The sequence below is a fragment of the Enterobacter sp. 118C5 genome (genome assembly GCF_034107645.1).
Lineage (GTDB): Bacteria > Pseudomonadota > Gammaproteobacteria > Enterobacterales > Enterobacteriaceae > Enterobacter > Enterobacter nematophilus.
In genome coordinates this window covers 74,586-99,152 of sequence record NZ_JAWNEU010000004.1, presented here as the reverse complement: position 1 = coordinate 99,152, position 24,567 = coordinate 74,586, and the positions used below count along the sequence as shown (strand labels likewise).

Here is a 24,567-nt window from a genome sequence, read left to right as displayed (position 1 = left end):
TAATGTTGTGCCGGGTGGCGCAGCGCGTCACCCGGCATTGACAATTACGCCTGCTCTTTCGCCGCCGGTTTAGGCAAGAAGCCTTCCAGCACGATTAACGCCGCACCGATGCAAATTGCGGTGTCGGCCAGGTTAAAGGTCGCGAAGTGCCAGTCGCCAACGTAGAAGTCGATCATATCGACCACAAAGCCGTGCCACAGGCGGTCAAACAGGTTGCCCAGCGCGCCGCCAATGATCAGCGCGTAGGCGATGTTATTCAGCTTTTGCGTGGCCTTCGAGCGGTACATCAGCACGGCCAGCACCACGCAGATACCAAGAGCGATACCCGCAAAGAACCAGCGCTGCCAGCCACCGCTGTCGGCAAGGAAGCTAAACGCCGCGCCGTAGTTGCGCGCATAGTGCAGGTTAAGCGACGGGAACAGCGGAACCGTCTCCCCCAGAGCGAAATTCTGGAGGATCAGGAACTTACTGCCCAGATCGATAATCAGCACCACCACAACCAGCCACAGCCAGCGCAGTCCTGTTGAACAGAGAGTTTTACTCATCAGGCAAACTTACGTTTTTCGCCGTCACCGGCGACGTTGCTTACACAGCGTCCGCAGATGTCTGCGTGTTCCGCCACCTGGCCGATATCGGTCGTGTAATGCCAGCAGCGCGGGCATTTCTCACCTTCGGCTTTGCTCAGCGCGATTTTCAGGCCTTTGAGCAACTCGCTCTGCTGAGCGTCAGCAGAAGCCTCGGCATAATCCGCAACTTTTGCACCGGAGGTCAACAGGACAAATCGCAATTCATCGCCCAGCGCGGTCAGCTTCGCCGCCAGCTCAGGTTCGGCGTACAGGGTTACTGCCGCTTCCAGAGAGCCGCCAACTTTCTTGTCAGCACGCGCCTGCTCAATCACCTTGTTCACTTCGCCACGCACTTTCAGCAGCTCGTCCCAGAAGGCGTCGTTCATTGCTTCGGTGCTGGAGAGATCGAACAGACCTTCATACCACTCGCCGGTGAAGACGTACTTCTCACGGTCGCCCGGCAGATAGCCCCAGATTTCATCTGCGGTGAAGGACATGATCGGCGCCATCCAGCGCACCAGCGCTTCTGCGATGTGGAACAGCGCGGACTGGCAGCTACGGCGCGCCACGCTGTCCGCCTTCGCGGTGTACTGGCGATCTTTGATGATATCGAGGTAGAACGAGCCCATCTCGATGGAGCAGAAGCGCATCAGGCGCTGCACCACTTCGTGGAAGTCGTAGGACTCATACGCCTTAACGATGTCTTCCTGCGCCGCTTTCGCGCAGCCTACCGCCCAGCGGTCCAGCACGACCATCTCTTCCGGTTTCACCATGTCTTTCACTGGATCAAAACCGTTCAGGTTCGCCAGCAGGAAGCGCGCGGTGTTACGGATACGACGATAGCTGTCGGCAGCACGCTTCAGGATCTCGTCAGACACCGCCATTTCGCCGGTGTAGTCGGTAGAGGCCACCCACAGACGCAGGATGTCCGCGCCCAGCTTGTTCATCACGTCCTGCGGAGAAACGGTGTTACCGATGGATTTGGACATCTTACGGCCCTGACCATCCACGGTGAAGCCGTGGGTCAGTACCTGACGGTAAGGTGCTTTGCCCTTCATCGCGGTGGAGATCATCAGGGATGACATGAACCAGCCGCGGTGTTGGTCGGAACCTTCCAGATACATGTCGGCAGCGTGACCGGCAAACTCAGGGCGCACGTCAACCACGGAGGCGTGAGTAGACCCGGAGTCGAACCACACGTCCAGGGTGTCCGGCACTTTCTCGTAGCTGTCCGCGTCCGCGCCCAGGATGTCGCGAGCGTCGAGATCCCACCACGCCTGAATGCCGTCAACTTCGACGCGCTTCGCCACTTCTTCCATCAGTTCCAGGGTGTTCGGATGCAGTTCCTGCGTCTCTTTATGCACGAACAGAGACATAGGCACGCCCCAGGTACGCTGACGGGAGATACACCAGTCAGGACGGTTAGCCACCATGGATTCGATACGCGCCTGGCCCCAGTCAGGGATCCACTGCACGCCTTTGATCTCTTTCAGAGACTGCTCGCGCAGGCCTTTCTGATCCATGCTGACGAACCACTGCGGGGTCGCACGGAAGATGATCGGCGTCTTGTGGCGCCAGCAGCATGGATAGCTGTGCTGCATTTTCTCAACGTGCAGCAGCGCGCCGCTGGTGCGCAGCATGTCAACGATGATGTCGTTGGCTTTAAAGACGTTGATACCGTCCAGCGCCGGGTAAGTGCCAGGCAGGTAAGAACCGTCCGGGCCAACCGGGTTGGCGATTTCCAGACCGTATTTCAGGCTGATGTTGTAGTCGTCAGGACCGTGGCCACCGGCGGTATGTACCGCACCAGTACCCGCGTCCAGCGTCACGTGGTCGCCCAGGATCGCCGGAACGTCGAAGTCCAGGAACGGGTGTTTGAAGCGCATCAGCTCCAGCGCGTCGCCTTTTACGGTGCCCAGCACGGTGTAGTCGGTGATATTCGCGCGTTTCAGCACGCTTTCAACCAGATCTTTCGCCAGGATAACCGCGCGGCCATCAATCTGCACCAGCGCGTATTCGAACTCGCCGGAGAGAGAGATTGCGCGGTTGGCTGGCAGCGTCCACGGGGTAGTGGTCCAGATCACCAGAGAGATCGGGCCGCTAACGCCAGGCAGACCGAATTTGCCTTTGATGGCATCCTGATCGACCGCTTCGAAGGCCACGTCGATAGAAGGTGACGTTTTGTCGTAATATTCCACTTCCGCTTCAGCCAGCGCAGAACGGCAGTCCACGCACCAGTGCACCGGCTTCGCGCCTTTGTGCAGGTGACCGTTACCGATGATTTTGCCCAGCGCACGGATGATGTTGGCTTCGGTTTTGAAGTCCATGGTCAGGTACGGGTGCGACCAGTCGCCCAGCACGCCCAGACGGATAAAGTCAGCGCGCTGGCCTTCAACCTGGGTGGCTGCGTATTCGCGGCACTTCGCGCGGAACTCTGCAGCGGTGAACTTCTCGCCTGGCTTACCAAACTCTTGCTCCACTTTCAGCTCGATCGGCAGACCGTGGCAGTCCCAGCCCGGAACGTAAGGCGAGTCAAATCCCGCGAGTCCTTTGGACTTCACGATAATGTCTTTCAGAATCTTGTTTACAGAGTGACCAATATGAATGCTGCCATTCGCATATGGAGGGCCATCATGCAGAATGAAGGTTTTTTTGCCTTTTTTGGCTGCACGAATGATGCCGTACAGGTCATCATCGGTCCAACGCGCCAGCATTCCCGGTTCACGCTTGGCGAGATCGCCGCGCATCGGGAACCCTGTTTCCGGCAAATTCAGGGTTGATTTATAGTCACTCATCAGATTCTCGGTTCCGTATTTATCACGTAGGCAGTTAAGCCGGTTCTAAAGCCCAAAAAACTCGCGGGCCGTTAATTCATCTCGCGCGATTTGCGCCTTAAGTTCATCCAGCGAAGCAAATCGCTGCTCGTTGCGTATTTTTTTACGCAGTATTACATCTATATGGCGACCATAAAGGTCCATTACAACGTCCAGCAGGTGCACTTCTAGCTGTTGACGCACACCGGCAACGGTAGGACGCGTGCCAATGTTGGCAACGCCGTAAAACGGCCGATCGCCCAGTCCTGCCACTTCCACCGCATAGACCCCTTTAACCGGGGAAACCTGACGACGCAGCGGTATATTCGCCGTCGGGAAACCAATCGTGCGGCCCAGCGCATCGCCGTGGACCACGCGGCCAGAGATAGTGAACGGATGCCCCAGCAAATTTTCTGCCGTGTCCAGTTCATCATTAGCCAGCGCCTGACGCACCGCCGTACTGCTGACGCGCACGCCGCCTTCACAGAAGGTCATCGCGCTGGTGACGTCAAAACCGTACTCCAGACCAGCCTTCTGTAATAGCAAGAAATCGCCCTGACGACCAGCGCCAAAGCGGAAATCATCCCCCACGGCGAGAAACTGAACGCCAAGACGCTTGACCAGCAGGTCGCTGACGAAATTTTGTGCTGTCAGTGCGGCAAAGCGGCGATCGAAACGCACGCACAATACGTAGTCCACGCCGGACTCTGCCAGGTAGCGCAACTTTTCGCGCAGGCGAGTAAGGCGAGCGGGAGATTTATCGCCCGCGAACAACTCCAGCGGCTGTGGCTCGAAAATCATTACCACAACGGGCAGGCCTCGGGCCTCCCCTTCTTTACGCAATCCCTGCAACAGCGCCTGATGACCACGATGCACGCCGTCGAAATTACCAATAGTCAGCACGCACCCGTGTGGCGCTCTGCTGAGATTATGTATGCCGCGTATCAGCTTCATGTCTGGCTCAAAACAGTGAAAATCGCCAAAGTATACCTTGTACAGCGGTTAAGGTTAACCGGCGATTGTTCGCGCAAAACAGAAAGCCGTAATGATTTCATCAGGCTGACCTTTCACAGCGAAAAAATCTGCCCGTGAACTGCGATTTTTACGCCGAAAGGCTGTATTCACGAAAGACAAGCTGGTAGAATCCTGCGCCATCACTACGTAACGTAGCGTCGCTAACTAACGGCGCTTATTTGCACAAATCCATTGACAAAAGAAGGCAAAGAGGGCATATTCCTCGGCCTTTGAATTGTCCACATAGAACATATTTGGGAGTTGGACTTGGCTAATATCAAATCAGCTAAGAAACGTGCCGTTCAGTCTGAAAAGGCTCGTAAGCACAACGCAAGCCGTCGCTCTATGATGCGTACTTTCATCAAGAAAGTATACGCAGCAATCGAAGCTGGCGACAAAGCTGCAGCGCAGAACGCATTTAACGAAATGCAACCAATCGTGGATCGTCAGGCTGCTAAAGGTCTGATCCACAAAAACAAAGCAGCGCGTCATAAAGCAAACCTGACCGCGCAGATCAACAAACTGGCTTAATCGCCATCTGTTGTTGCTTGTTTAAAGAACCCGCTTAACGCGGGTTTTTTTATGTCTTCAGAATGCCGGTGGCGTAAACAGCGCCGAGTAGTCACGGTTGCAGATTCGCTGCACCGCCGGGTGCTGAATCATCCTTTCGGCGAATATGGCGTGGTACTCCTCCATCACGTTATCTACCCTGCCAATCTCCGTAATCTTATCGTCTGAATAGAGATCGTGCGCGTAGAGCGTTGGCGCCACGAAGATCGCATTATGCGCTTCGCCAAAGGCTTTCATCAGCGCCGCATCGTCGAACTCGCCGAGGATCTCCACGTTCAGCCCCTGTGAGTTAAACCAGTTCAGAAGCTTGCGTCCGAGCATGGAACGCCTTCCCGGCACCAGCAGGCGACGCTCTTCCAGACAGGCCGGGAAAGGTTTCTCCGGCGGCGGATTGATGCACCAGAAGCTGACGCCACATTCGCCAATCTTCACCGAGAACAGTCCCTCCTGCTGCGTGGAGTCGATGGGGCAATCCGAGATAATCATGTCCAGCTTGTGCTGGCTCAGCTGCTCCAGCAGCATCTCGTGGGTGGATTCAAAGCAGCGCAGATGGATTTGTTCATCCTCTACCACGGCGGCATCCAGCACGCCGCTCACCAGCCGTTTGGACAGCGCATCCGCCACCCCCACGTCAAAGAGCAGGTTCGACTCTTTGCGGTAGTTGACGATATCCAGCATCTCCTGGCTCAGGGTGAACATTTTATCCGCATAGCGGAAAACCAGTTCGCCCAGCTCGCTCGGCTCAATCCCACGGCCTTTGCGCTTGAAAAGCTTCCCCTGCAGCCGTTCTTCCAGGGCCTTAATTTGCCCGGTGATGGTCTGCGGCGTCAGGTAAAGCGCCTCTGCCGCCCCCACGACCGAGCCCTGTTTGTAAACGTGCCAGAAGTAGTAAAGATGGTTGTAATTTAAATGAGGCATCGCGTCTTCGCTCCCTGAGTGTGTATCGGGAGAAGAGTGACCTTCTCCCGGTTTTCCGTTATGCCTGGACGGCCTGTCCGGACAACTTCACCTTCAACAAGGTATACCCAATCACTGCGGCCAGTAATGACCCGATGAGAATGCCGAGCTTCGCCCAGACGATGAGCTCCGGCGCGTTTGCACCAAACGCCAGCGTCGAGATAAAGATCGACATGGTAAATCCAATACCGCACAGTATGCCGACGGCCATAATCTGACCAAAGGTTGTGCCGTTCGGCAACGACGCCAGCTTCATCTTCAGCGCCAGCCAGCAGAAGAGGCTGATCCCCAGCGGCTTACCGATAAACAGCCCGGCAATAATGCCCAGCGGCAGAACAGACGTCAGCCCGTCCAGCGTAACGCCCTGCAGGGAAACGCCCGCATTGGCAAACGCAAACAGCGGCAGGATCATAAAGGCGACCCACGGATGCAGCACGTGTTCCAGCTGTTTAGCGGGTGACTTACCGTCCTGCGGCTTAAGCGGCACGAAGAAGCCGACAATTACCCCGGCCAGCGTGGCGTGCACGCCGGATTTCAGCACCGCCGTCCACAGCACCATCCCCACCAGGATATAAATGCCGATGCGACGGACGTTGAAGATGTTCAGCAGCGCCAGCACCGCAATCGCCCCGGCGGCTACGCTCAGGGAGAGGATCGACAGGTCGCTGGTGTAGAACAGCGCGATAATCACGATGGCGCCCAGGTCATCGATAATCGCCAGCGCCATCAGGAAGATTTTCAGCGCAACCGGCACGCGGCTGCCGAGCAGGGCTAAGACACCGAGCGCAAAGGCGATATCCGTTGCGGCCGGGATCGCCCAGCCGTCACGCGCGACAGGATCCTGCCAGGTAAATGCGAGGAAGAGCAGCGCCGGAACGACCATCCCGCCAATGGCAGCGATCACCGGAAACGCCGCGCGCTGACGGCTGGCAAGCGAACCGAGCACCAGTTCCCGCTTGACCTCAAGCCCCACCAGCAGGAAGAACACCGCCATCAGCGCATCGTTGATCCACAGCAGCATGTTCTTGTTGATTTCCAGAGCCCCGACCTTCAGCTCGACGGGCGTTTCCAGAAATGCGTGATAGAGATCGCGCGTCATGCCCAGGTTAGCCAGCGCCATCGCGGCCGCAGCGGCAATAATCAGGATCACACCACCGGACGCCTCACTGCTAAAGAAACGGTGTAGTAATTTCATTTATGTTCTCTCTTTTACAACCATACCTCGATAAAACCATAATACCAAGCCAAATAGCTCGGCAAAAACAGATTAATATTGAGTATAGACTCAGTTTTACCGATCTATAACCGCAAATAAAAAAGCCCGGAATCACTTCCGGGCTTTTTGAAGATAGGTACCTGCTAACGAATTAGCGGGTCAAATCATCGAAGAATTTTTTGACGCCATCAAAGAAGCTTTTGGAGCGCGGGCTGTTTTTCTCACCCGTTGGGCCGCCAAAGCTCTCCTGAAGCTCTTTCAACAGCTGTTTCTGCTTGTCGTTCAGGCCAACCGGCGTTTCCACGACGACGCGGCACAGCAGGTCGCCCTGCGCACCACCGCGAACGGATTTCACGCCTTTGCCGCGCATGCGGAACAGCTTGCCGGTCTGGGTTTCGCCAGGAATTTTCAGATTGACGCGACCGTCCAGCGTCGGCACTTCGATTTCACCGCCAAGAGCCGCCATCGCGAAGTTGATCGGCACTTCACAGTACAGGTTATTGCCTTCACGCTCGAAGATGGCGTGCTGCTTCACCTGAACCTGAACGTACAGATCGCCTGCCGGCGCGCCGTGCTCGCCTGCTTCGCCCTCACCCGCCAGACGGATGCGGTCGCCCGTATCAACGCCAGCCGGGATCTTAACGGACAGGGTCTTGGTTTTCTCAACGCGACCGTGGCCGTGACACTTGGTGCACGGATCTTTAATCAGCGTTCCGCGACCGTGACAGTGCGGACAGGCCTGCTGTACCGCGAAGAAGCCCTGGCGCATCTGTACCTGGCCGGAGCCGTGACAGGTTGGACAGGTCTGTGGCTGGGTACCCGCCTTCGCGCCGCTGCCGTGGCAAACGTCACACTCTTCCAGCGTCGGGATACGGATCTCTTTGGTGACGCCACGAACGGCCTCTTCAAGAGTGAGATCCATGTTGTAGCGCAGGTCTGCGCCGCGCGCCGCGCGCTGACGACCACGACCGCCGCCGAAGATATCGCCGAACACATCGCCAAAGATGTCGCTGAAATCCGCACCGCCGCCAAAGCCGCCGCCACCGAATCCACCGCCGCCCATGCCGCCCTGTTCAAAGGCTGCGTGGCCGTACTGGTCATAGGCCGCACGTTTTTGTGAATCGGTCAGGACTTCGTAGGCTTCTTTGATCTCTTTAAATTTTGCTTCAGCCTCTTTGTCACCCTGGTTACGGTCCGGGTGGAATTTCATGGCCAGGCGCTTATACGCCTTTTTGATTTCACGCTCTTCCGCAGTTTTCGGAACGCCTAAAATCTCGTAATAGTCTTGCTTTGCCATTGGTTTTTTTAAGCCCCTTAACATGCGAGCACGGGCGTGGAGAGTTCTCCTACGCCCGTGCCGATTAATTACCCTGCATCAGGGCGATTATTTTTTGTCTTTAACTTCTTCGAACTCAGCGTCGACAACGTCGTCGTCTTTCGCGTTGTTCGCAGAAGCGTCAGCGCCTGCCTGCTGCTGTGCGTGCTGCTGCTGAGCGATTTCCATCAGCTTCTGGGAAGCCTGTGCCAGCTCCTGCATCTTCGCTTCGATATCCGCTTTGTCTTCGCCTTTCAGAGACGTTTCCAGCGCGGTCAGTGCAGCTTCGATAGCAGTTTTGTCTTCCGCTGGCAGTTTATCGCCTGCTTCTTCAACCTGCTTACGGGTGCTGTGCAGCAGATGGTCACCCTGGTTACGGGTCTGAACCAGCTCTTCGAACTTACGGTCGGATTCCGCGTTAGCTTCGGCATCGCGAACCATTTTTTCGATTTCCGCTTCGTTCAGGCCAGAAGATGCCTTGATGGTGATCTTCTGCTCTTTACCGCTGTTTTTATCTTTCGCAGACACGTGCAGGATACCGTCAGCATCGATGTCGAAGGTGACTTCGATCTGCGGCATGCCGCGCGGTGCCGGGTTGATGCCGTCCAGGTTAAACTGACCCAGAGACTTGTTATCAGACGCACGCTTACGCTCACCCTGCAGCACATGGATGGTTACCGCAGACTGGTTGTCTTCAGCGGTAGAGAACACCTGGCTGTGCTTGGTTGGGATGGTGGTGTTTTTGTTGATGAGCGCAGTCATCACACCGCCCATGGTTTCGATACCCAGAGACAGCGGGGTAACGTCCAGCAGCAGTACGTCTTTCACTTCACCGGTCAGAACGCCGCCCTGAACCGCCGCACCGATTGCCACAGCTTCGTCCGGGTTCACGTCTTTACGTGGCTCTTTACCAAAGAATTCAGCCACTTTCTTCTGAACCATTGGCATACGAGTCTGACCACCTACCAGGATAACGTCCTGAATGTCAGATACGGACAGGCCAGCATCCTGAAGTGCAACCTTCAGCGGCTCGATAGAACGGTTCACCAGGTCTTCTACCAGGCTTTCCAGTTTCGCACGGGTCACTTTGATGTTCATGTGTTTAGGACCGGTCGCGTCTGCGGTGATGTACGGCAGGTTCACGTCGGTCTGCTGAGCGGAAGACAGTTCGATCTTCGCTTTCTCAGCGGCTTCTTTCAGGCGCTGCATCGCCAGCGGGTCGTTACGCAGGTCAATGCCCTGATCTTTCTTGAACTCGTCAACGAGGTAGTTGATCAGACGGGTATCGAAGTCTTCACCACCCAGGTGGGTATCACCGTTGGTTGCCAGAACTTCGAAGGTTTTTTCGCCGTCAACTTCGTCGATTTCGATAATAGAGATATCGAAGGTACCACCACCCAGGTCGTAAACCGCGATAGTACGGTTGCCAACTTCTTTATCCAGACCGTAAGCCAGTGCAGCAGCGGTTGGTTCGTTGATGATACGTTTTACTTCCAGACCTGCGATACGGCCAGCATCTTTGGTTGCCTGACGCTGAGCATCGTTGAAGTAGGCAGGAACGGTAATAACAGCTTCAGTTACCGGCTCACCCAGGTAATCTTCAGCGGTTTTCTTCATTTTTTTCAGCACTTCAGCAGAGATCTGCGGTGGTGCCGTTTTGGTGCCTTTCACATCAAGCCACGCATCGCCGTTATCTGCCGCGATGATTTTGTAAGGCATGATAGAAACGTCACGCTGAACTTCTTCGTCCTGGAAGCGGCGGCCAATCAGGCGTTTGATCGCAAACAGGGTGTTTTGCGGGTTTGTCACTGCCTGACGTTTAGCCGGCTGACCAACCAGAGTTTCACCATCCTGGGTATAAGCAATGATAGAAGGCGTGGTGCGATCGCCCTCGGCGTTCTCCAGCACGCGTGCAGTAGTGCCGTCCATAATCGCTACACAAGAGTTGGTAGTACCCAGGTCGATACCAATAATTTTACCCATCTAAACGTCTCCACTAAAAATTCAGTCAACATGTGGTTGTGTACCTGTAATAAGGGCAGAACGTGCTTTTTCAACTGCCCAGATTTGATTTTTTTCAGGTCCACACACTGCGGTTGACTACAAGATGGGGTCGCGACGGCATCCATCAAGGGGCAAGCATAAAAAAAATTTTAATTTCACCCTGATGAGATCATAGACGGCGTCGATGCCGCCCATTATGATGCCGCGCCCCGTCAGGGAGAATTGACGCGGGTTTAACCATTTCACCATATTAATGATGATTTTTTTGAGGACTTATGGGCAACACTAAGTTGGCTAATCCGGCTCCGCTGGGCCTGATGGGTTTTGGCATGACCACCATTCTGCTGAACCTGCACAACATCGGGATGTTCCCGATGGACGGCATCATCCTGGCGATGGGCATTTTTTACGGCGGTATCGCGCAAATCTTCGCGGGCCTGCTGGAATATAAGAAAGGCAACACCTTCGGCTTAACCGCCCTCACCTCTTACGGCTCGTTCTGGCTGACCCTGGTCGCCATCCTGCTGATGCCGAAAATGGGCCTGGCAGACGCGGCAAACGCCCACTTCCTGGGCGTCTACCTGGGCCTGTGGGGCGTCTTCACCCTGTTCATGTTCTTCGGCACCCTGAAAGGCAACCGCGCGCTGCAGTTCGTCTTCCTGAGCCTGACCGTGCTGTTCGCCCTGCTGGCGATTGGCCACCTGGCGGATAACGAAGGCATCGTTCACGTAGCAGGCTGGATTGGCCTGGTGTGCGGCGCAAGCGCTATCTACCTGGCAATGGGTGAAGTGCTGAACGAACAGTTTGACCGCACCATTTTACCTATTGGTGAAAAACACTGATCCCTCTGTCGTGCCCGCCTCGCGGGCACGATATTCCCCCGCCTGACGAAGCCAAACGCCTAATCCCAGCCCCATCAGCGAGAGCGCGAGTACATACCAGGCAGGCGCCATCGGCGACACTCCCATCATCACCGTGACCACAATCGGCGTCAGCCCGCCGAAAATGGCATACGCGACGTTATAAGAGAACGAGATCCCGGTGAAGCGAACCTCCGGCGGGAAGGCGCGCACCATGACGTAAGGCACAGCACCCACTACGCCCACGCACAGCCCCACGATGCCGTACAGCAGGAATAGCTGTTCAGGATGCGTGCCCGCCAGATGGTAGAACGCCCAGCTCGACGCGGCCAGCAGCAGGCTGCCGACGATGAAGGTCAGGCTGGCACCGAAACGATCCGCCGCCAGCCCGGCGGCCAGACAGCCAAAGCAGAGCATGATTGTCGCGATACTGTTTGCCTGTAAGGTTACGGCAGGGGCGAAACCGTACTGCTTCTGCAGCCACACCGGCGACATCAAAATCACCACCACGATGCCCGCCGACAGCAGCCAGGTGAGCAGCATCGACACCACCACCGCTTTTTTATGACGCACCACGACGGCTTTGACCGGCAGCTCCTGCGCCAGCGCCTTGCGCTGCTGCATTTCGAGGAAAATCGGCGTCTCCTGCAGCCAGCGGCGAAGGTACATTGCCACCAGACCAAACGCCCCGCCCAGCAGGAACGGAATACGCCAGCCCCAGTCATGCACGGCCTGCTGCGTCATGCTGGTGTTGACTATCGTCGCCACCACCGACCCCAGCAGGATCCCGACGGTCAGCCCCGCCGTTAACGTTCCGCAGGCGATACCGATGCGGCGGGCAGGAACGTGCTCCGCCACAAACACCCAGGCCCCCGGCACTTCCCCGCCGATGGCCGCGCCCTGAAGAATGCGCATCAGCAGCAGCAATAGCGGGGCGAGAATGCCCATCGAGGCATAGGTTGGCAGCAGGCCGATGGCCAGCGTCGGCACCGCCATCAGCAGGATGCTCAGGGTAAACATCTTCTTACGCCCGACAAGATCGCCAAAGTGGGCCATGATGATGCCGCCCAGCGGACGCGCCAGATACCCGGCAGCAAAAATGCCGAAGGTTTGCACCTGACGCAGCCATTCAGGAATATCCGCCGGGAAGAAGAGCGCCCCCACCACGGCGGCGAAGAAGACAAAGATGATGAAGTCATAAAACTCCAGCGCGCCGCCTAAGGCGGCGAGCGTAAGGGTTTTGTAGTCCTGTCGATTCAGAGGTCGGGTGTTATGTGACATAGCGAACCATTGTGCATGTGTTGTGGATTATTTTTTACAGCAATCGTAAATAAAAAATTACTATATCGTAAATCCATTTACACGCTATTGCGGCTGGCGCTAATGTCACATTTTAGTTAATTTCAGGAGATTGTCTCGCGGCGTGCGCTTTTAGGACGAAATGCTGCTACCACTTTGTCGTCAGTTTCCACGTAGGGCCCGTCAAGCAACTGTATACAATACGGTACACTTGCAAATATGCCGTGCACGATGACCCTACCGTCCTCGGCTTTTAATCCTTCCAGCGTCTCTTTGATCGACTTTGGCTGCCCCGGCAGGTTCAGTATCAGCGCCTGTTTGCGGATCACACCCACCTGGCGGGAAAGGATTGCCGTCGGGACAAAGTGTAGACTGATCTGGCGCATCTGTTCGCCGAAGCCCGGCATTTCACGATCGGCAATAGCCAGCGTCGCGTCCGGCGTCACGTCGCGGCGCGCGGGGCCGGTTCCGCCCGTGGTCAGCACAAGGTGACAGCTCATCTCATCCACCAGCTCACACAGGGTCTGCTCGATGATCGGCTGTTCGTCGGGGATAAGGCGAGTCTGGATCTCAAACGGGGTGGTCAGCGCGCTTGCCAGCCACGCTTCCAGAGCGGGGATGCCTTTATCCTGGTAAACGCCGCTGGAGGCGCGGTCAGAAATCGACACTAAGCCGATGCGTAAGGTATTCATATCCATTCCATTCAAAAAGTACTGATTAAAGGGAATGATACACGCAGAGGGAAAATTCAGACAGAGATCAGAAGAAGACGCGTGACCGGGAGCCCGGTCACGCAGAATGATTACAGCAGGTCGCCGATCATTTTTTCCAGTTTTTCCTGGTCGATAGCAAACTTACGGATACCGTCCGCCAGTTTGTCTACAGCCATTGGATCCTGGTTGTGCTGCCACAGGAACTCGGATTCGGTGATGCGCTCCGGGCGCGCCTTCACTTCACCGGTGTAAGACAGCTTACGCTCGATAGCACCTTCGCTTTCTGCCAGCTCTTTCAGCAGCGCAGGGGCGATGGTCAGACGGTCACAGCCGGCCAGCTCGATGATTTCACCCACGTTACGGAAGCTTGCGCCCATAACCACGGTCTCATAGCCGTGCTGTTTGTAGTATTCGTAGATTTCAGTCACGGAAATCACGCCTGGATCTTCAGACGCCGCGTACTCTTTCTTGTCGGTGTTGGCTTTGTACCAGTCCAGAATACGGCCCACGAACGGAGAAATCAGGTACACGCCTGCTTCCGCACACGCACGCGCCTGCGCGAAGGAGAACAGCAGGGTCAGGTTACAGTTGATGCCTTCTTTTTCCAGCTGCTCTGCAGCGCGAATGCCCTGCCAGGTCGACGCCAGTTTGATCAGGATACGGTCGTTGCTGATGCCCGCATCGTTGTACAGTTTGATCAGGCGTTTTGCTTTCGCGATTGACGCTTCGGTGTCGTAGGAGAGACGTGCATCCACTTCGGTAGAGATGCGGCCCGGAACCAGTTTCAGAATTTCCAGACCGATGTTCACTGCCAGTTTATCAGTAGCATCCACAACCTGCTGCGCGCGGTCATTGCTCTGCGCTTTCGCCCAGGTCACAGCCTCGTCAATCAGTTTGCGATACTCAGGGATCTGTGCGGCGTTAAGGATCAGAGAAGGGTTAGTTGTGGCATCCTGCGGCTGGTACAGCTTCATTGCCGCGATATCTCCGGTGTCAGCTACGACAGTGGTGAACTGACGAAGGGAGGTCAATTTATCCGTCATGATAGTGTTTCTCTTTTAACGTGCCCTGGATAATTCACGCTACCGACAGCATGCCTGCAGCGGAAAAATGACAGGTTTACTTGTTAGGGGGATGTAACCGGTCTGCCCTGATGATAACACGACGGAGGGGTAGCGCAACCGCAGACAGTGCGCTTAGGCAGAGTATGATAAACTCAGAATATTAACAGGCTGCTAAGCAACAGCATGCCCAATCAGTGGTAGCGCTTACATATTCACGTTGGCATCAACAAGAGGGACGTTAATGCCTGATTTCTTTTTCTTTATAAACGAAGTCCTCTGGGGTTCGATTATGATCTACCTGCTTCTGGGAGCAGGTATCTGGTTTACGCTACGCAGTGGGTTTATCCAGTTTCGCTATATTCGCAAATTTGGCAGAAGTCTGAAAAACAGCGTCACGCCCCAGCCGGGCGGATTAACGTCGTTTCAGGCGCTGTGTACCAGCCTGGCTGCCCGCCTCGGTAGCGGAAACCTGGCGGGCGTTGCGCTGGCCATCAGCGCCGGTGGGCCAGGCGCGGTGTTCTGGATGTGGGTCACGGCGCTTCTCGGAATGGCGACCTCTTTTGCCGAAAGTTCGCTGGCACAGCTCTATAAAGAGAAAGACAGAAACGGGCAGTTCCGCGGCGGTCCGGCCTGGTATATGGCGCGTGGCTTAGGAATGCGCTGGATGGGCGTTCTCTTCTCGCTTTTTTTACTGCTCGCGTACGGTCTTATCTTTAATACCGTGCAGTCAAACTCCGTCGCCCACGCCCTGCGCTATACCTTCTCCTGCCCGGAGTGGATCACCGGCATCGTTTTAGCCCTCTTTGTTTTGTTCACCATTTCTGCCGGCCTGAAAGGCGTTGCCCGCCTGATGCAGTGGCTGGTTCCCATCATGGCGCTGCTCTGGGTTGCCGCGAGCCTGGTCGTCGCTGCGCTGCATGTCGACCAGGTTCCGGGCGTGATTGCGACCATCTTTAAAAGCGCCTTTGGCTGGCGTGAGGTAGCGTCAGGCGCGCTGGGCTACACCCTGAGCCAGGCGCTGATGGCAGGTTTTCAGCGAGGCATGTTCTCCAATGAAGCCGGGATGGGCTCCACTCCCAACGCCGCCGCGGCCGCCTCCTCCTGGCCACCGCACCCCGCAGCGCAGGGTATCGTGCAGATGATAGGCGTTTTTATGGACACCGTTATTATCTGTTCCGCCAGCGCCATGATCCTTCTGCTGGCCGGCCCGGTGCCTCATGCCTCGGACGCCGTCGGGATCCAATTTCTCCAGCAGGCGCTGGTGAACCTTACCGGCGGCTGGGGGGCGGGGTTTGTCTCGCTCATTCTGATGCTGTTCGCCTTCAGTTCGATTGTGGTGAATTACCTGTACGCCGAAAACAACCTCATCTTCCTGAAATTCGACTCTCGTCCGGCCATCCTTTTGCTTCGCCTGGGCGTGATACTGATGGTGATCGCGGGCTCCCTTCTGAATATGCCGCTGGTCTGGCAGCTGGCGGATGTCATTATGGCGCTAATGGCAATCACTAACCTGACGGCGATCCTGCTGCTCTCGCCCGTTGTGAACCTGATTGCCAGGGATTATCTTCGCCAGCGCAAGCTGGGCGTTCCCCCGGTTTTTGATGCCGCACGCTATCCCGAAATTCAGTCCCAGCTTGCCCCCGGCACCTGGGATGATTTGCCCCGGCGATAACAGCTATCGATCAATTCAGGGCGATTTTTTGTTAAAGTCGCTCTAAATTTCCTGCAAGGACTGGATATGCTGATTCTGATTTCACCTGCAAAGACGCTCGACTACCAGAGCCCGCTCGCCACCGAGCGTTATACCCAGCCAGAACTGCTGGACTATTCGCAACAACTGATCCGCGAAGCGCGCAAGCTCTCTGCGCCGCAAATCGCCTCGCTGATGAGCATCAGCGACAAGCTGGCGGACCTGAACGCGACCCGATTCCACGAGTGGCACCCGGATTTCACCCCCGCCAACGCGCGCCAGGCGATCCTGGCGTTTAAGGGCGACGTCTACACCGGCCTGCAGGCGGAAGATTTTAGTGAAGCCGACTTTGATTTTGCCCAGCAGCACCTGCGCATGCTGTCGGGTCTGTATGGCGTGTTGCGCCCGCTGGATCTGATGCAGCCATATCGTCTGGAGATGGGGATTCGCCTGGAAAACGCCAAAGGCAAGGACCTGTACCATTTCTGGGGCGATATCATTACCGACAAGCTGAACGCGGCGCTGCACGCTCAGGGCGATAACGTGGTGGTTAACCTGGCATCCGATGAGTACTACAAGTCGGTGAAGCCGAAAAAGCTGAACGCGGAGATCGTTAAGCCGGTCTTCCTTGATGAGAAGAACGGCAAGTTCAAGGTCATCAGCTTCTACGCTAAAAAAGCGCGTGGCCTGATGAGCCGCTACATCATACAGAACCGCCTGACGAAGCCGGAGCAGCTGACCGGGTTTAACAGTGAAGGGTATTTCTTTGACGAAGAGGCGTCGGGGAAAGGCGAGCTGGTGTTTAAGCGCCACGAGCAGTAAAACACAACCCCGCCTGCTGGCGGGGTTTTGCGTTAATGGTGCTTCCAGTCCGGTCCCGGACGGTGGTCGTCGTGATGATGGTCGTGTCGGTCATCACGATCGCGACGTTCATCGTGCGGGCGCCAGTGGTTATCGCGCCAGTCATAATGTGCCTTCCACCAGTCGTGGTCGCGCCAGCGGCCGCCGTCCCAGTAATGCCCATTATTATCCCGATCGCCAATCTGCAGCTTGACCGCAGGTACGAGAGTAATTTCAGATGCCTGTACCGCCATGGGAGCGACCAGCATCAGTGAAAGCGCAATCAGCGCAGGTTTCAGTTTAGACATCGGTGACTCCTTATGATTCTTGCCCAACGTGGGCCGATGTAAGGAGATTACGCGAGGGGAACCGTGGATGTTATTCTCTGCAATCCTAAACGCTAAGTGACCGCATTTATTGGGAATTTCTGCTTTTTCCCTGCTCTATTTCTCCTTAATTTCTTCACAAAAAAGCCGGGTAGCGCTGCGCTTACCCGGCTTACGATGAGTTCGTCGTTGTAGGCCCGGTAAGGCGAAGCCGCCACCGGGCAACACAATCACGCGCGGGTCATCATCAGCTTACGCAGCGCGGCAAAATCCGCCGGCAGCTCATGAGACAGCAGCGGCAGGTCGGCGCGCTCGGCCAGCTCTTTTGGCAGCGGCAGCGTTTCGCCCAGAATCTCTTCCACGCTCTCTTTGAACTTCGCCGGATGCGCGGTGCCCAGGAACAGGCCATATTCACCCGGGTTAAGCTGGTCGCGCAGCGCGCGGTACGCAATTGCCGCGTGCGGCTCAGAGGTGTAGCCCACCGCTTTCAGCTCGCGCATGGTGGCTTTGGTGGTTTCGTCCGTCACCGCAGCGTAGCCCAGGTCACCCAGACGCCACACCTTGCGGCGGAACAGCTCTTCCACGCGCGGCCAGTTGTTCGGCTGTGACACGTCCATGGCATTGGAGAGCGTCGCCTGCGTGGCGTTAGGTGCCCATTTGCCGTCTTTCAGGAAGCGCGGCACGGTGTCGTTGGCGTTAGTGGCGGCGATAAAGCGTTTTACCGGGAGACCGAGAGATTTCGCCAGCAGGCCCGCCGTCAGGTCGCCAAAGTTACCGCTTGGTACGGAAACCACCAGCTGATTGCGTGCTTCCTGCGGCAGCTGAGCCACCGCTTCGAAGTAGTAGCAGATCTGCGCCAGCAGGCGGCTGATGTTGATGGAGTTCGCCGAGTTCAGCCCCAGCGCAGCCTTCAGCTCTTCATCATCGAACGCCTGCTTGACCAGCGCCTGGCAGGCATCGAAATCGCCGTCGATCGCCACGGTTTCAATGTTGCCGCCGAGGGTGCAGAACAGTTTTTCCTGCAGCGGACTGATCTTGCCTTTCGGATAGAGGATCACCACGCGGACGTTTTTCAGGCCGTAGAACGCATGGGCCACCGCCGCGCCGGTATCGCCGGAGGTGGCGGTCAGGATGGTTACCGGCTTGTCGCCGCTGATGTGGGTCAGCATCTGCGCCATAAAGCGGCCGCCGAAATCTTTGAACGCCAGGGTCGGGCCGTGGAACAGCTCCAGACAGCCGACGTCAGGCTCCACCTGCTTAACCGGAGCCGGGAAAGCAAACGCCGCGCGCACGCGCTCTTCCAGCAGCTCCTGCGGGATTTCGTCGCCGATAAATGCAGAAAGAATTTTGGTGCTGCGGGTGACAAAATCCTGCTTCAGCAGTTCATCAATTTCGGTCAGCTGAAATTCCGGCAGGTCGTGCGGGAAAAACAGCCCCTGATTTTTGCCCAGCCCCTGAGTCACCGCCTGCGCGAAGCTGACCTGCTCGTTATGATCTTTAAGGTTGTAGAGTTTCATTAATTATCCCAGTACTCGTGCGCCAGCCGTGTCCAGACGGCAAATATGAACAAAGCCTTCCTGATTTTGCAGGTAGTGTTTAGAGAGCCAGTCCGCCACGCGCTGCGCGGTGTCTGGCTTATCGCACAGGGCGAACAGCGTCGGGCCGGAGCCGGAGATGCCGCACGCCTGCGCGCCGATATCCATTGAAGCCTGTCGCGCCTCGTTGAAGCCGGGCAGCAGTTTCGTGCGGTACGGCTCGGCAATGACGTCTTTCATCAGCTTCGCCGCCAGCTGCGGCTGACGGGTGTAGCAGGCGTGGATAAAGCCCGCCAGATGACGCCCGTGGGCGATACAGTCCTGGCGACGATACTGCGCAGGCAGGATCGCACGCGCTTCCGCGGTAGAAACCTTGATGCCCGGATACGCCAGCACCCACAGCCACTCATCAAACCCTGGCACCTGCTGGCTGATGATGCCATTTTCTTCGATCATCAGCTGCATACCGCCAAGGAAGCACGGCGCCACGTTATCGTAATGAATACTGCCGGAGATGCGCCCTTCCAGCTCGCCCATCAGCCCCAGCAGGCGGCTGTTGTTCAGCGGCTTGCCGCAGTGTTCGTTCATCGCCACCAGCGCGGCGACCACCGAGCAGGCGCTGGAGCCCAGGCCCGAGCCAATCGGCATACTTTTTTCCAGCGTCATGGAAACCGGCACCTTTTTGCCGATCTCCTGACAGAAGCGTTCCCAGCACTGATAGACGATGTTCTCGCGCGGGTCGGACGGCAGCTTGCTGGCGAAACGACCCACGTTATTCAGGCTGAAGCTCTCTGCCGCTTCCACCGTGACCGTATCGCCCAATAGTGAACCGTCCACCGGCGTCACCGCCGCACCCAGCACGTCAAATCCGACGCTCATATTGGCGCTGGAAGCCGGGGCATAAACTTTGACCATGTTAAACTCCTAACTTCCATGACAGGGTACGCAGCAGATCGGCAAACACGCCCGCCGCCGTAACATCGTTCCCTGCGCCATAGCCGCGAAGCACCAGCGGCAATGGCTGATAATAGTGGCTGTAAAACGCGAGGGCGTTTTCGCCGTTTTTGACTTTGTACAGCGGGTCGTTGCCATCGACTTCGGCAATCTTCACCCGGCACACGCCATCTTCTTCAATGTTGCCAACATAGCGCAATACCTTACCTTCATCACGGGCTTTCGCTACGCGTGCGGCAAAGGCATCGTCAAGCTGGGGCAAATTCGCCATAAAGGTGCTGACATCGCCGCTGCTGTCAAACTCGGCTGGCAGCACGGGTTCAATCACGATGTCGGAAAGCTCCAGCTCGCGCCCCGTCTCACGCACCAGGATCAGCAGCTTACGCGCCACGTCCATACCGGAGAGATCGTCGCGCGGGTCCGGCTCGGTGTAGCCCAGCTCGCGCGCGGCGCGGGTGGCTTCCGAGAGGCTCATGCCCTCATCCAGCTTGCCAAAGATAAACGACAGGGAGCCGGAGAGAATGCCGGAGAAACGCTGCAGTTCGTCACCCGCGTTCAGCAGGTTTTGCAGGTTTTCGATAACCGGCAGGCCGGCGCCGACGTTAGTATCGTACAGGAACTTGCGGCGCGACTTGCTCGCCGCCAGGCGCAGCTGGTGATAGTAGTCCATCGACGAGGTATTGGCCTTTTTGTTCGGCGTCACCACGTGGAAGCCTTCGCGCAGGAAATCGGCGTACTGGTCGGCCACCACCTGGTTCGAGGTACAGTCGACGATCACCGGGTTAAGCAGGTGATACTCTTTCACCAGACGGATCAGGCGCCCCAGGTTGAACGGCTCTTTCGCCTCTTCCAGCTCCGCCTGCCAGTTCTCCAGGTTAAGGCCGTGAACGTTGGTCAGCAGCGCTCTGGAGTTGGCAATCCCGCAGACGCGCAGGTCGATATGCTTTTTCTTAAGCCACTCCTGCTGGCGCTTCACCTGCTCCAGCAATGCGCCACCGACGCCGCCTACGCCAATCAGGAACAGCTCGATGACCTGATCGGTGTTGAACAGCATCTGGTGAACCACGCGCACGCCGGTAGTGGCGTCATCGTTGTCCACCACCACGGAGATTGAACGCTCGGACGAGCCCTGGGCAATCGCCACGATATTGATATTGGCCCGCGCCAGCGCGGCAAAGAATTTGGCGGAGATACCGCGCAGGGTGCGCATACCGTCGCCGACCACGGAGATCACGGCCAGGCGCTCCTGAATGGAGAGCGGCTCCAGCAGTTCCTCTTTCAACTCCAGATAGAACTCTTCTTCCAGCGCGCGGCGGGCGCGCAGGCAGTCGACCTGCGGCACGCAGAAGCTGATGCTGTACTCGGAAGAGGACTGGGTGATCAGCACCACCGAGATACCGTTGCGTGACATGGCCGCAAAAACGCGCGCCGCCATGCCGACCATCCCCTTCATCCCCGGACCGGAGACGCTGAACATCGCCATATTGTTCAGGTTGGAAATGCCTTTTACCGGCAGGCCATCTTCATCAGAGCTGGCGCCAATCAGCGTGCCCGGCGCCTGCGGGTTACCGGTGTTTTTAATCAGGCAAGGGATCTGGAACTGGGCAATTGGGGAGATGGTACGAGGGTGAAGCACTTTGGCGCCGAAGTAGGAAAGCTCCATCGCCTCCTGATACGACATCGACTTCAGCAGCCTGGCGTCCGGCACCTGACGCGGGTCACAGGTATAGACGCCGTCGACGTCAGTCCAGATCTCACAACAGTCCGCGCGTAAACAGGCGGCCAGCACGGCGGCAGAGTAGTCGGAGCCGTTACGGCCCAGCACCACCAGTTCACCCTTCTCATTTCCGGCGGTAAAGCCCGCCATCAGGATCATATGGTCAGAGGGGATTTTGCTCGCGGCAATACGGCGGGTTGATTCGGCAATATCAACGGTAGATTCGAGGTAGTGGCCCACCGCCAGCAGTTTCTCAACCGGGTTGATAACGGTCACGCTATGCCCGCGCGCTTCCAGCACGCCCGCCATGATGGCGATGGAGAGTTTTTCGCCCCGGCAGATCAGCGCCGCGTTGACGCTGTCCGGGCACTGGCCCAGCAGGCTGATGCCGTGCAGCACATGTTTAATTTGAGCAAATTCCTGCTCAACGAAGGACTTCAGCTGCGCGAGCGGGAAACCAGGCAGCGCCTCTGCCAGCCCCTGCAGCAGCTCGGCGAAGATACGCTCGGCATCGCTGATGTTCGGGAGTGCATCCTGGCCACCGATGGTCTTTTCAATCATCGCCACCAGATGGTTTGTAATTTTTGCCGGGGCAGAGAGCACGGTCGCAACCTGCCCCTGCCTGGCGTTGCTCTCCAGGATATCGGCAACACGCAGAAAACGTTCTGCATTTGCCACTGATGTACCGCCGAACTTCAACACTCGCATGGTTCTACCTCGTTTCCTTTAGCCGAAAAAAAAGCCCGCACTGTTCAGGTGCGGGCTTTTTTCTGTTTTTCCTGTACGCGTCAGCCCGCATCGTTACCTGTGGTAATGATGATGGTTGTGGTAATGGTGGTGATGCTGATGCGTTTCATGGATGTTGTGTACTCTGTCATTATTATCTGTCTGTGCTGTATTCTTTTAGGGTTAAAGGATCGGGCACCTTAAGTCAATGAATTTTTAATTTGATCACAATTCCGCGGACGTTCACGTCACGCTGCGTGTCGTTTTATTTTCATCCGAATCCCCCAGCTGCCCCCCCCACGACAGGCCATTTCGCCATAGTAAAAACTTATGGCAGCATTTTATTCGGCCAATTTTTTTTCAATATCGTGCAGCAAACGGTGCAACATGGCGGTGTCCCGCTGCTCAAGACGTCCAAGGCGCTGCTGAAGCCAGTCGGCCATTTTTTGATCGTCCGCAACGCCAAGGCTCGATAACAGACTCTCCACGCGAGCACGAAGCGCGGCCAGCTGATTTTCATTGGCGGCTTCAGCCTGGGGTTGGGGGATTTGCATTAGGGAAGCTAATTGATAGCAATAGACCATGACCGCCTGGCCTAAATTCAGGGAAGGATAATCGGCTACCATCGGCGCCCCGGTAAGTACGTCCGCCAGCTCAAGCTCTTCGTTGGTGAGCCCGGAATCTTCGCGACCAAATACCAGCGCGGCTTTCTCCAGCCACTGGCTTTTCTCTTCCAGCATGGGCACCAGTTCAGCAGGCGTGGCGTAGTAGTGGAACTTCGCCCGGCTGCGTGCTGTGGTGGCAACGGTAAATGAAATGTCGTGCAGCGCGTCGGCAAGCGTAGCGTAAGTCGTTATATTATCGAGAATATCCCCCGAACCGTGCGCCACCCAGCGGGCGGCAGGCTCCAGGTGCGCAGTGCTGTCCACAATACGTAAATCGGTAAAACCCATGGTCTTCATGGCACGCGCCGCAGCGCCTATATTTTCGGCTCTGGCTGGGGCGACCAGTACAATCGACAGATGCATTTATGCTCTCTTTTTAATCAGTTAGCGGGTAAAAATGTGATGCACTTCAACATATTACGCGGCACGAATTTACAAATTTGCAACACAAATCACCGAAATAGCGTTTCATAACAAATTAAAGACGCTAAACTATTTTGTGTCTGAACAATCAGTTAGAATGTTAACAGAAGCCTATTATCCCTATGTTTTATAATGATAATGGCAACATGAATACCCTATTCTGATTGGATTCGCTTCGTTTATAAATCAATCTCCGCAACTAGTTGGTTTATTGAAAAATTGTGACAAAGGCTAGCATTCGGCTACGATGATTTCATCAAACTGTTAACGTGCTACAATTGAACTTGATATATGTCAACGAAGCGTAGTTTTATTGGGTGTCTGGTGTCACTTAGCCTGTTATGTTGCTGTTAAAATGGTTAGGATGACAGCCGTTTTTGACACTGTCGGGTCCAAAGGGAAAGTACCCAAGACCAAGCTAATGATGTTGTTGACGTTGATGGAAAGTGCATCAAGAACGCAATTACGTACTTTAGTCACGTTAAGCCGATCATGTTAATTTGCGACATGTATCAGGCAGGTCAGGGACTTTTGTACTTCCTGTTTCGATTTAGTTGGCAATTTAGGTAGCAAACATGCAGACCCCGCACATTCTTATCGTTGAAGACGAGTTGGTAACACGCAACACGTTAAAGAGCATTTTCGAAGCAGAAGGCTACGATGTCTTTGAAGCGACCGATGGCGCAGAGATGCATCAGATCCTTTCTGAAAATGATATCAACCTGGTGATCATGGATATCAACCTGCCGGGCAAAAACGGTCTTCTGCTGGCGCGCGAACTGCGTGAACAGGCGAACGTCGCGTTAATGTTCCTGACGGGTCGTGATAACGAAGTTGATAAAATTCTTGGTCTGGAAATCGGTGCGGATGACTACATCACCAAACCGTTTAACCCTCGCGAGTTAACCATTCGTGCACGCAACCTGCTGTCCCGCACAATGAACCTGGGCACGGTCAGCGAAGAGCGTCGTAGCGTCGACAGCTACAAATTCAACGGCTGGGAACTTGATATCAATAGCCGTTCGCTGATTAGCCCGAACGGTGAGCAGTATAAACTGCCGCGCAGTGAATTCCGCGCGATGCTGCACTTCTGCGAAAACCCGGGCAAAATTCAGTCCCGTGCAGAGCTGCTGAAGAAAATGACCGGCCGTGAGCTGAAGCCTCATGACCGTACCGTAGACGTGACCATCCGTCGCATTCGTAAGCATTTCGAATCGACGCCTGATACGCCGGAAATCATCGCCACCATCCACGGCGAAGGGTACCGTTTCTGCGGTGACCTGCAGGAGTAATCCCGCAG

The 24,567-nt window shown here is 56.1% G+C and carries 22 protein-coding genes, 1 pseudogene and 1 other annotated feature; of the genes and pseudogenes, 5 read left to right on the top strand and 18 right to left on the bottom strand.

The window, feature by feature from the left end; translation table 11 throughout:
- Positions 1–44: 44 nt before the first annotated feature.
- The 4 genes and pseudogenes from lspA to UTO39_RS10230 form a co-directional block, all read right to left on the bottom strand.
- Positions 45–545 (bottom strand): signal peptidase II, encoded by a 501-nt coding sequence (gene lspA, locus UTO39_RS10245; RefSeq protein ID WP_061099274.1) that lies wholly within the window; start codon positions 543–545, stop codon positions 45–47.
- Positions 545–3,361, bottom strand: coding sequence for an isoleucine--tRNA ligase (ileS, locus tag UTO39_RS10240; protein WP_266179295.1), 2,817 nt, complete (start codon positions 3,359–3,361; stop codon positions 545–547). Before ileS ends, lspA begins: the two co-directional genes overlap by 1 nt.
- A 45-nt stretch (positions 3,362–3,406) precedes the next feature.
- On the bottom strand, positions 3,407–4,333 hold the full coding sequence (gene ribF / locus UTO39_RS10235; protein WP_266179296.1) for a bifunctional riboflavin kinase/FAD synthetase: 927 nt from the start codon (positions 4,331–4,333) through the stop codon (positions 3,407–3,409).
- 7 nt (positions 4,334–4,340) lie between these two features.
- A pseudogene (locus UTO39_RS10230) lies at positions 4,341–4,547 on the bottom strand (DUF2575 domain-containing protein); the annotation flags it as partial.
- A gap of 113 nt (positions 4,548–4,660) precedes the next feature.
- On the opposite strand from UTO39_RS10230, the gene rpsT reads away from it, so the two are divergent.
- Positions 4,661–4,924 carry a 30S ribosomal protein S20 gene (gene rpsT / locus UTO39_RS10225; protein ID WP_003856458.1) on the top strand — a complete coding sequence of 88 codons (264 nt, stop codon included), beginning with the start codon at positions 4,661–4,663 and terminating at the stop codon, positions 4,922–4,924.
- A 57-nt stretch (positions 4,925–4,981) separates the two neighbouring features.
- Here rpsT and nhaR read toward each other — a convergent pair whose 3' ends face one another.
- The 4 genes from nhaR to dnaK all read right to left on the bottom strand — a co-directional run bounded on the left by nhaR (position 4,982) and on the right by dnaK (position 10,434).
- Positions 4,982–5,881, bottom strand: coding sequence for a transcriptional activator NhaR (gene nhaR, locus UTO39_RS10220; RefSeq protein WP_028015467.1), 900 nt, complete (start codon positions 5,879–5,881; stop codon positions 4,982–4,984).
- 58 nt (positions 5,882–5,939) lie between these two features.
- Positions 5,940–7,115: a Na+/H+ antiporter NhaA gene (gene nhaA, locus UTO39_RS10215; protein ID WP_061099277.1), complete on the bottom strand. Its 1,176-nt coding sequence runs from the start codon at positions 7,113–7,115 to the stop codon at positions 5,940–5,942.
- A 172-nt stretch (positions 7,116–7,287) separates the two neighbouring features.
- Entirely contained in the window at positions 7,288–8,433 is a 1,146-nt protein-coding gene (dnaJ, locus tag UTO39_RS10210; protein ID WP_061099278.1) for a molecular chaperone DnaJ, read from the bottom strand.
- An 87-nt stretch (positions 8,434–8,520) separates the two neighbouring features.
- Positions 8,521–10,434, bottom strand: a complete 1,914-nt coding sequence (gene dnaK / locus UTO39_RS10205) for a molecular chaperone DnaK (RefSeq protein WP_028015465.1) — start codon at positions 10,432–10,434, stop codon at positions 8,521–8,523.
- A gap of 296 nt (positions 10,435–10,730) precedes the next feature.
- Here dnaK and satP point away from each other — a divergent pair, with 296 nt between their 5' ends.
- Positions 10,731–11,297: an acetate uptake transporter gene (satP, locus tag UTO39_RS10200; RefSeq protein ID WP_320727111.1), complete on the top strand. Its 567-nt coding sequence runs from the start codon at positions 10,731–10,733 to the stop codon at positions 11,295–11,297.
- On the opposite strand, the gene UTO39_RS10195 is transcribed toward satP, so the two are convergent.
- From UTO39_RS10195 to tal, 3 genes are all read right to left on the bottom strand, one after another.
- On the bottom strand, positions 11,274–12,596 hold the full coding sequence (locus tag UTO39_RS10195; protein WP_116342423.1) for an MFS transporter: 1,323 nt from the start codon (positions 12,594–12,596) through the stop codon (positions 11,274–11,276). The two genes, satP and UTO39_RS10195, sit on opposite strands and share 24 nt — an antisense overlap.
- Before the next feature lie 122 nt (positions 12,597–12,718).
- Positions 12,719–13,306, bottom strand: a complete 588-nt coding sequence (gene mog, locus UTO39_RS10190) for a molybdopterin adenylyltransferase (protein WP_320727110.1) — start codon at positions 13,304–13,306, stop codon at positions 12,719–12,721.
- A gap of 110 nt (positions 13,307–13,416) precedes the next feature.
- Positions 13,417–14,370 (bottom strand): transaldolase, encoded by a 954-nt coding sequence (gene tal / locus UTO39_RS10185; RefSeq protein ID WP_003856481.1) that lies wholly within the window; start codon positions 14,368–14,370, stop codon positions 13,417–13,419.
- 262 nt (positions 14,371–14,632) lie between these two features.
- On the opposite strand from tal, the gene UTO39_RS10180 reads away from it, so the two are divergent.
- Together UTO39_RS10180 and yaaA are read left to right on the top strand one after the other, a co-directional pair.
- Positions 14,633–16,063, top strand: coding sequence for a sodium:alanine symporter family protein (locus UTO39_RS10180; protein WP_061099283.1), 1,431 nt, complete (start codon positions 14,633–14,635; stop codon positions 16,061–16,063).
- Positions 16,064–16,129: 66 nt separating this feature from the next.
- On the top strand, positions 16,130–16,903 hold the full coding sequence (gene yaaA / locus UTO39_RS10175) for a peroxide stress protein YaaA (protein ID WP_061099284.1): 774 nt from the start codon (positions 16,130–16,132) through the stop codon (positions 16,901–16,903).
- Between the two features lie 32 nt (positions 16,904–16,935).
- Here the strand turns inward: yaaA and UTO39_RS10170 are convergent, their stop codons facing one another.
- The 7 genes from UTO39_RS10170 to yjjY form a co-directional block, all read right to left on the bottom strand.
- Entirely contained in the window at positions 16,936–17,229 is a 294-nt protein-coding gene (locus UTO39_RS10170; protein ID WP_061099285.1) for a DUF2502 domain-containing protein, read from the bottom strand.
- 248 nt (positions 17,230–17,477) lie between these two features.
- On the bottom strand, positions 17,478–18,764 hold the full coding sequence (gene thrC / locus UTO39_RS10165; RefSeq protein ID WP_266179303.1) for a threonine synthase: 1,287 nt from the start codon (positions 18,762–18,764) through the stop codon (positions 17,478–17,480).
- 3 nt (positions 18,765–18,767) lie between these two features.
- On the bottom strand, positions 18,768–19,697 hold the full coding sequence (thrB, locus tag UTO39_RS10160) for a homoserine kinase (protein WP_061099287.1): 930 nt from the start codon (positions 19,695–19,697) through the stop codon (positions 18,768–18,770).
- Position 19,698: 1 nt separating this feature from the next.
- Entirely contained in the window at positions 19,699–22,161 is a 2,463-nt protein-coding gene (gene thrA / locus UTO39_RS10155; protein ID WP_320727109.1) for a bifunctional aspartate kinase/homoserine dehydrogenase I, read from the bottom strand.
- A gap of 24 nt (positions 22,162–22,185) precedes the next feature.
- Positions 22,186–22,303: a sequence feature (Thr leader region), on the bottom strand.
- The gene (thrL, locus tag UTO39_RS10150) at positions 22,242–22,310 is read right to left on the bottom strand and encodes a thr operon leader peptide (protein ID WP_015572623.1); all 69 of its coding nucleotides are present in this window, start codon (positions 22,308–22,310) and stop codon (positions 22,242–22,244) included. Its footprint overlaps the feature before it by 62 nt.
- A 210-nt stretch (positions 22,311–22,520) precedes the next feature.
- Positions 22,521–23,207 carry a tRNA/rRNA methyltransferase gene (locus UTO39_RS10145; RefSeq protein ID WP_320727108.1) on the bottom strand — a complete coding sequence of 229 codons (687 nt, stop codon included), beginning with the start codon at positions 23,205–23,207 and terminating at the stop codon, positions 22,521–22,523.
- 399 nt (positions 23,208–23,606) lie between these two features.
- On the bottom strand, positions 23,607–23,747 hold the full coding sequence (yjjY, locus tag UTO39_RS10140) for a protein YjjY (RefSeq protein ID WP_085928893.1): 141 nt from the start codon (positions 23,745–23,747) through the stop codon (positions 23,607–23,609).
- Between the two features lie 95 nt (positions 23,748–23,842).
- Here yjjY and arcA point away from each other — a divergent pair, with 95 nt between their 5' ends.
- Positions 23,843–24,559 (top strand): two-component system response regulator ArcA, encoded by a 717-nt coding sequence (gene arcA / locus UTO39_RS10135; protein ID WP_003856501.1) that lies wholly within the window; start codon positions 23,843–23,845, stop codon positions 24,557–24,559.
- The last annotated feature ends 8 nt before the right edge of the window (positions 24,560–24,567 follow it).

Bases quoted from the DNA above. Each gene is read 5' to 3' on its own strand.
- UTO39_RS10145 (WP_320727108.1), bottom strand. From the start codon at position 23,207: ATGCATCTGTCGATTGTACTGGTCGCCCCAGCCAGAGCCGAAAATATA.
- yaaA (WP_061099284.1), top strand. From the start codon at position 16,130: ATGCTGATTCTGATTTCACCTGCAAAGACGCTCGACTACCAGAGCCCG.
- dnaK (WP_028015465.1), bottom strand. From the start codon at position 10,434: ATGGGTAAAATTATTGGTATCGACCTGGGTACTACCAACTCTTGTGTA.
- lspA (WP_061099274.1), bottom strand. From the start codon at position 545: ATGAGTAAAACTCTCTGTTCAACAGGACTGCGCTGGCTGTGGCTGGTT.
- ileS (WP_266179295.1), bottom strand. From the start codon at position 3,361: ATGAGTGACTATAAATCAACCCTGAATTTGCCGGAAACAGGGTTCCCG.
- thrB (WP_061099287.1), bottom strand. From the start codon at position 19,697: ATGGTCAAAGTTTATGCCCCGGCTTCCAGCGCCAATATGAGCGTCGGA.
- tal (WP_003856481.1), bottom strand. From the start codon at position 14,370: ATGACGGATAAATTGACCTCCCTTCGTCAGTTCACCACTGTCGTAGCT.
- nhaR (WP_028015467.1), bottom strand. From the start codon at position 5,881: ATGCCTCATTTAAATTACAACCATCTTTACTACTTCTGGCACGTTTAC.
- UTO39_RS10170 (WP_061099285.1), bottom strand. From the start codon at position 17,229: ATGTCTAAACTGAAACCTGCGCTGATTGCGCTTTCACTGATGCTGGTC.
- UTO39_RS10195 (WP_116342423.1), bottom strand. From the start codon at position 12,596: ATGTCACATAACACCCGACCTCTGAATCGACAGGACTACAAAACCCTT.
- nhaA (WP_061099277.1), bottom strand. From the start codon at position 7,115: ATGAAATTACTACACCGTTTCTTTAGCAGTGAGGCGTCCGGTGGTGTG.
- dnaJ (WP_061099278.1), bottom strand. From the start codon at position 8,433: ATGGCAAAGCAAGACTATTACGAGATTTTAGGCGTTCCGAAAACTGCG.
- UTO39_RS10180 (WP_061099283.1), top strand. From the start codon at position 14,633: ATGCCTGATTTCTTTTTCTTTATAAACGAAGTCCTCTGGGGTTCGATT.
- arcA (WP_003856501.1), top strand. From the start codon at position 23,843: ATGCAGACCCCGCACATTCTTATCGTTGAAGACGAGTTGGTAACACGC.
- ribF (WP_266179296.1), bottom strand. From the start codon at position 4,333: ATGAAGCTGATACGCGGCATACATAATCTCAGCAGAGCGCCACACGGG.
- thrA (WP_320727109.1), bottom strand. From the start codon at position 22,161: ATGCGAGTGTTGAAGTTCGGCGGTACATCAGTGGCAAATGCAGAACGT.
- satP (WP_320727111.1), top strand. From the start codon at position 10,731: ATGGGCAACACTAAGTTGGCTAATCCGGCTCCGCTGGGCCTGATGGGT.
- mog (WP_320727110.1), bottom strand. From the start codon at position 13,306: ATGAATACCTTACGCATCGGCTTAGTGTCGATTTCTGACCGCGCCTCC.
- thrC (WP_266179303.1), bottom strand. From the start codon at position 18,764: ATGAAACTCTACAACCTTAAAGATCATAACGAGCAGGTCAGCTTCGCG.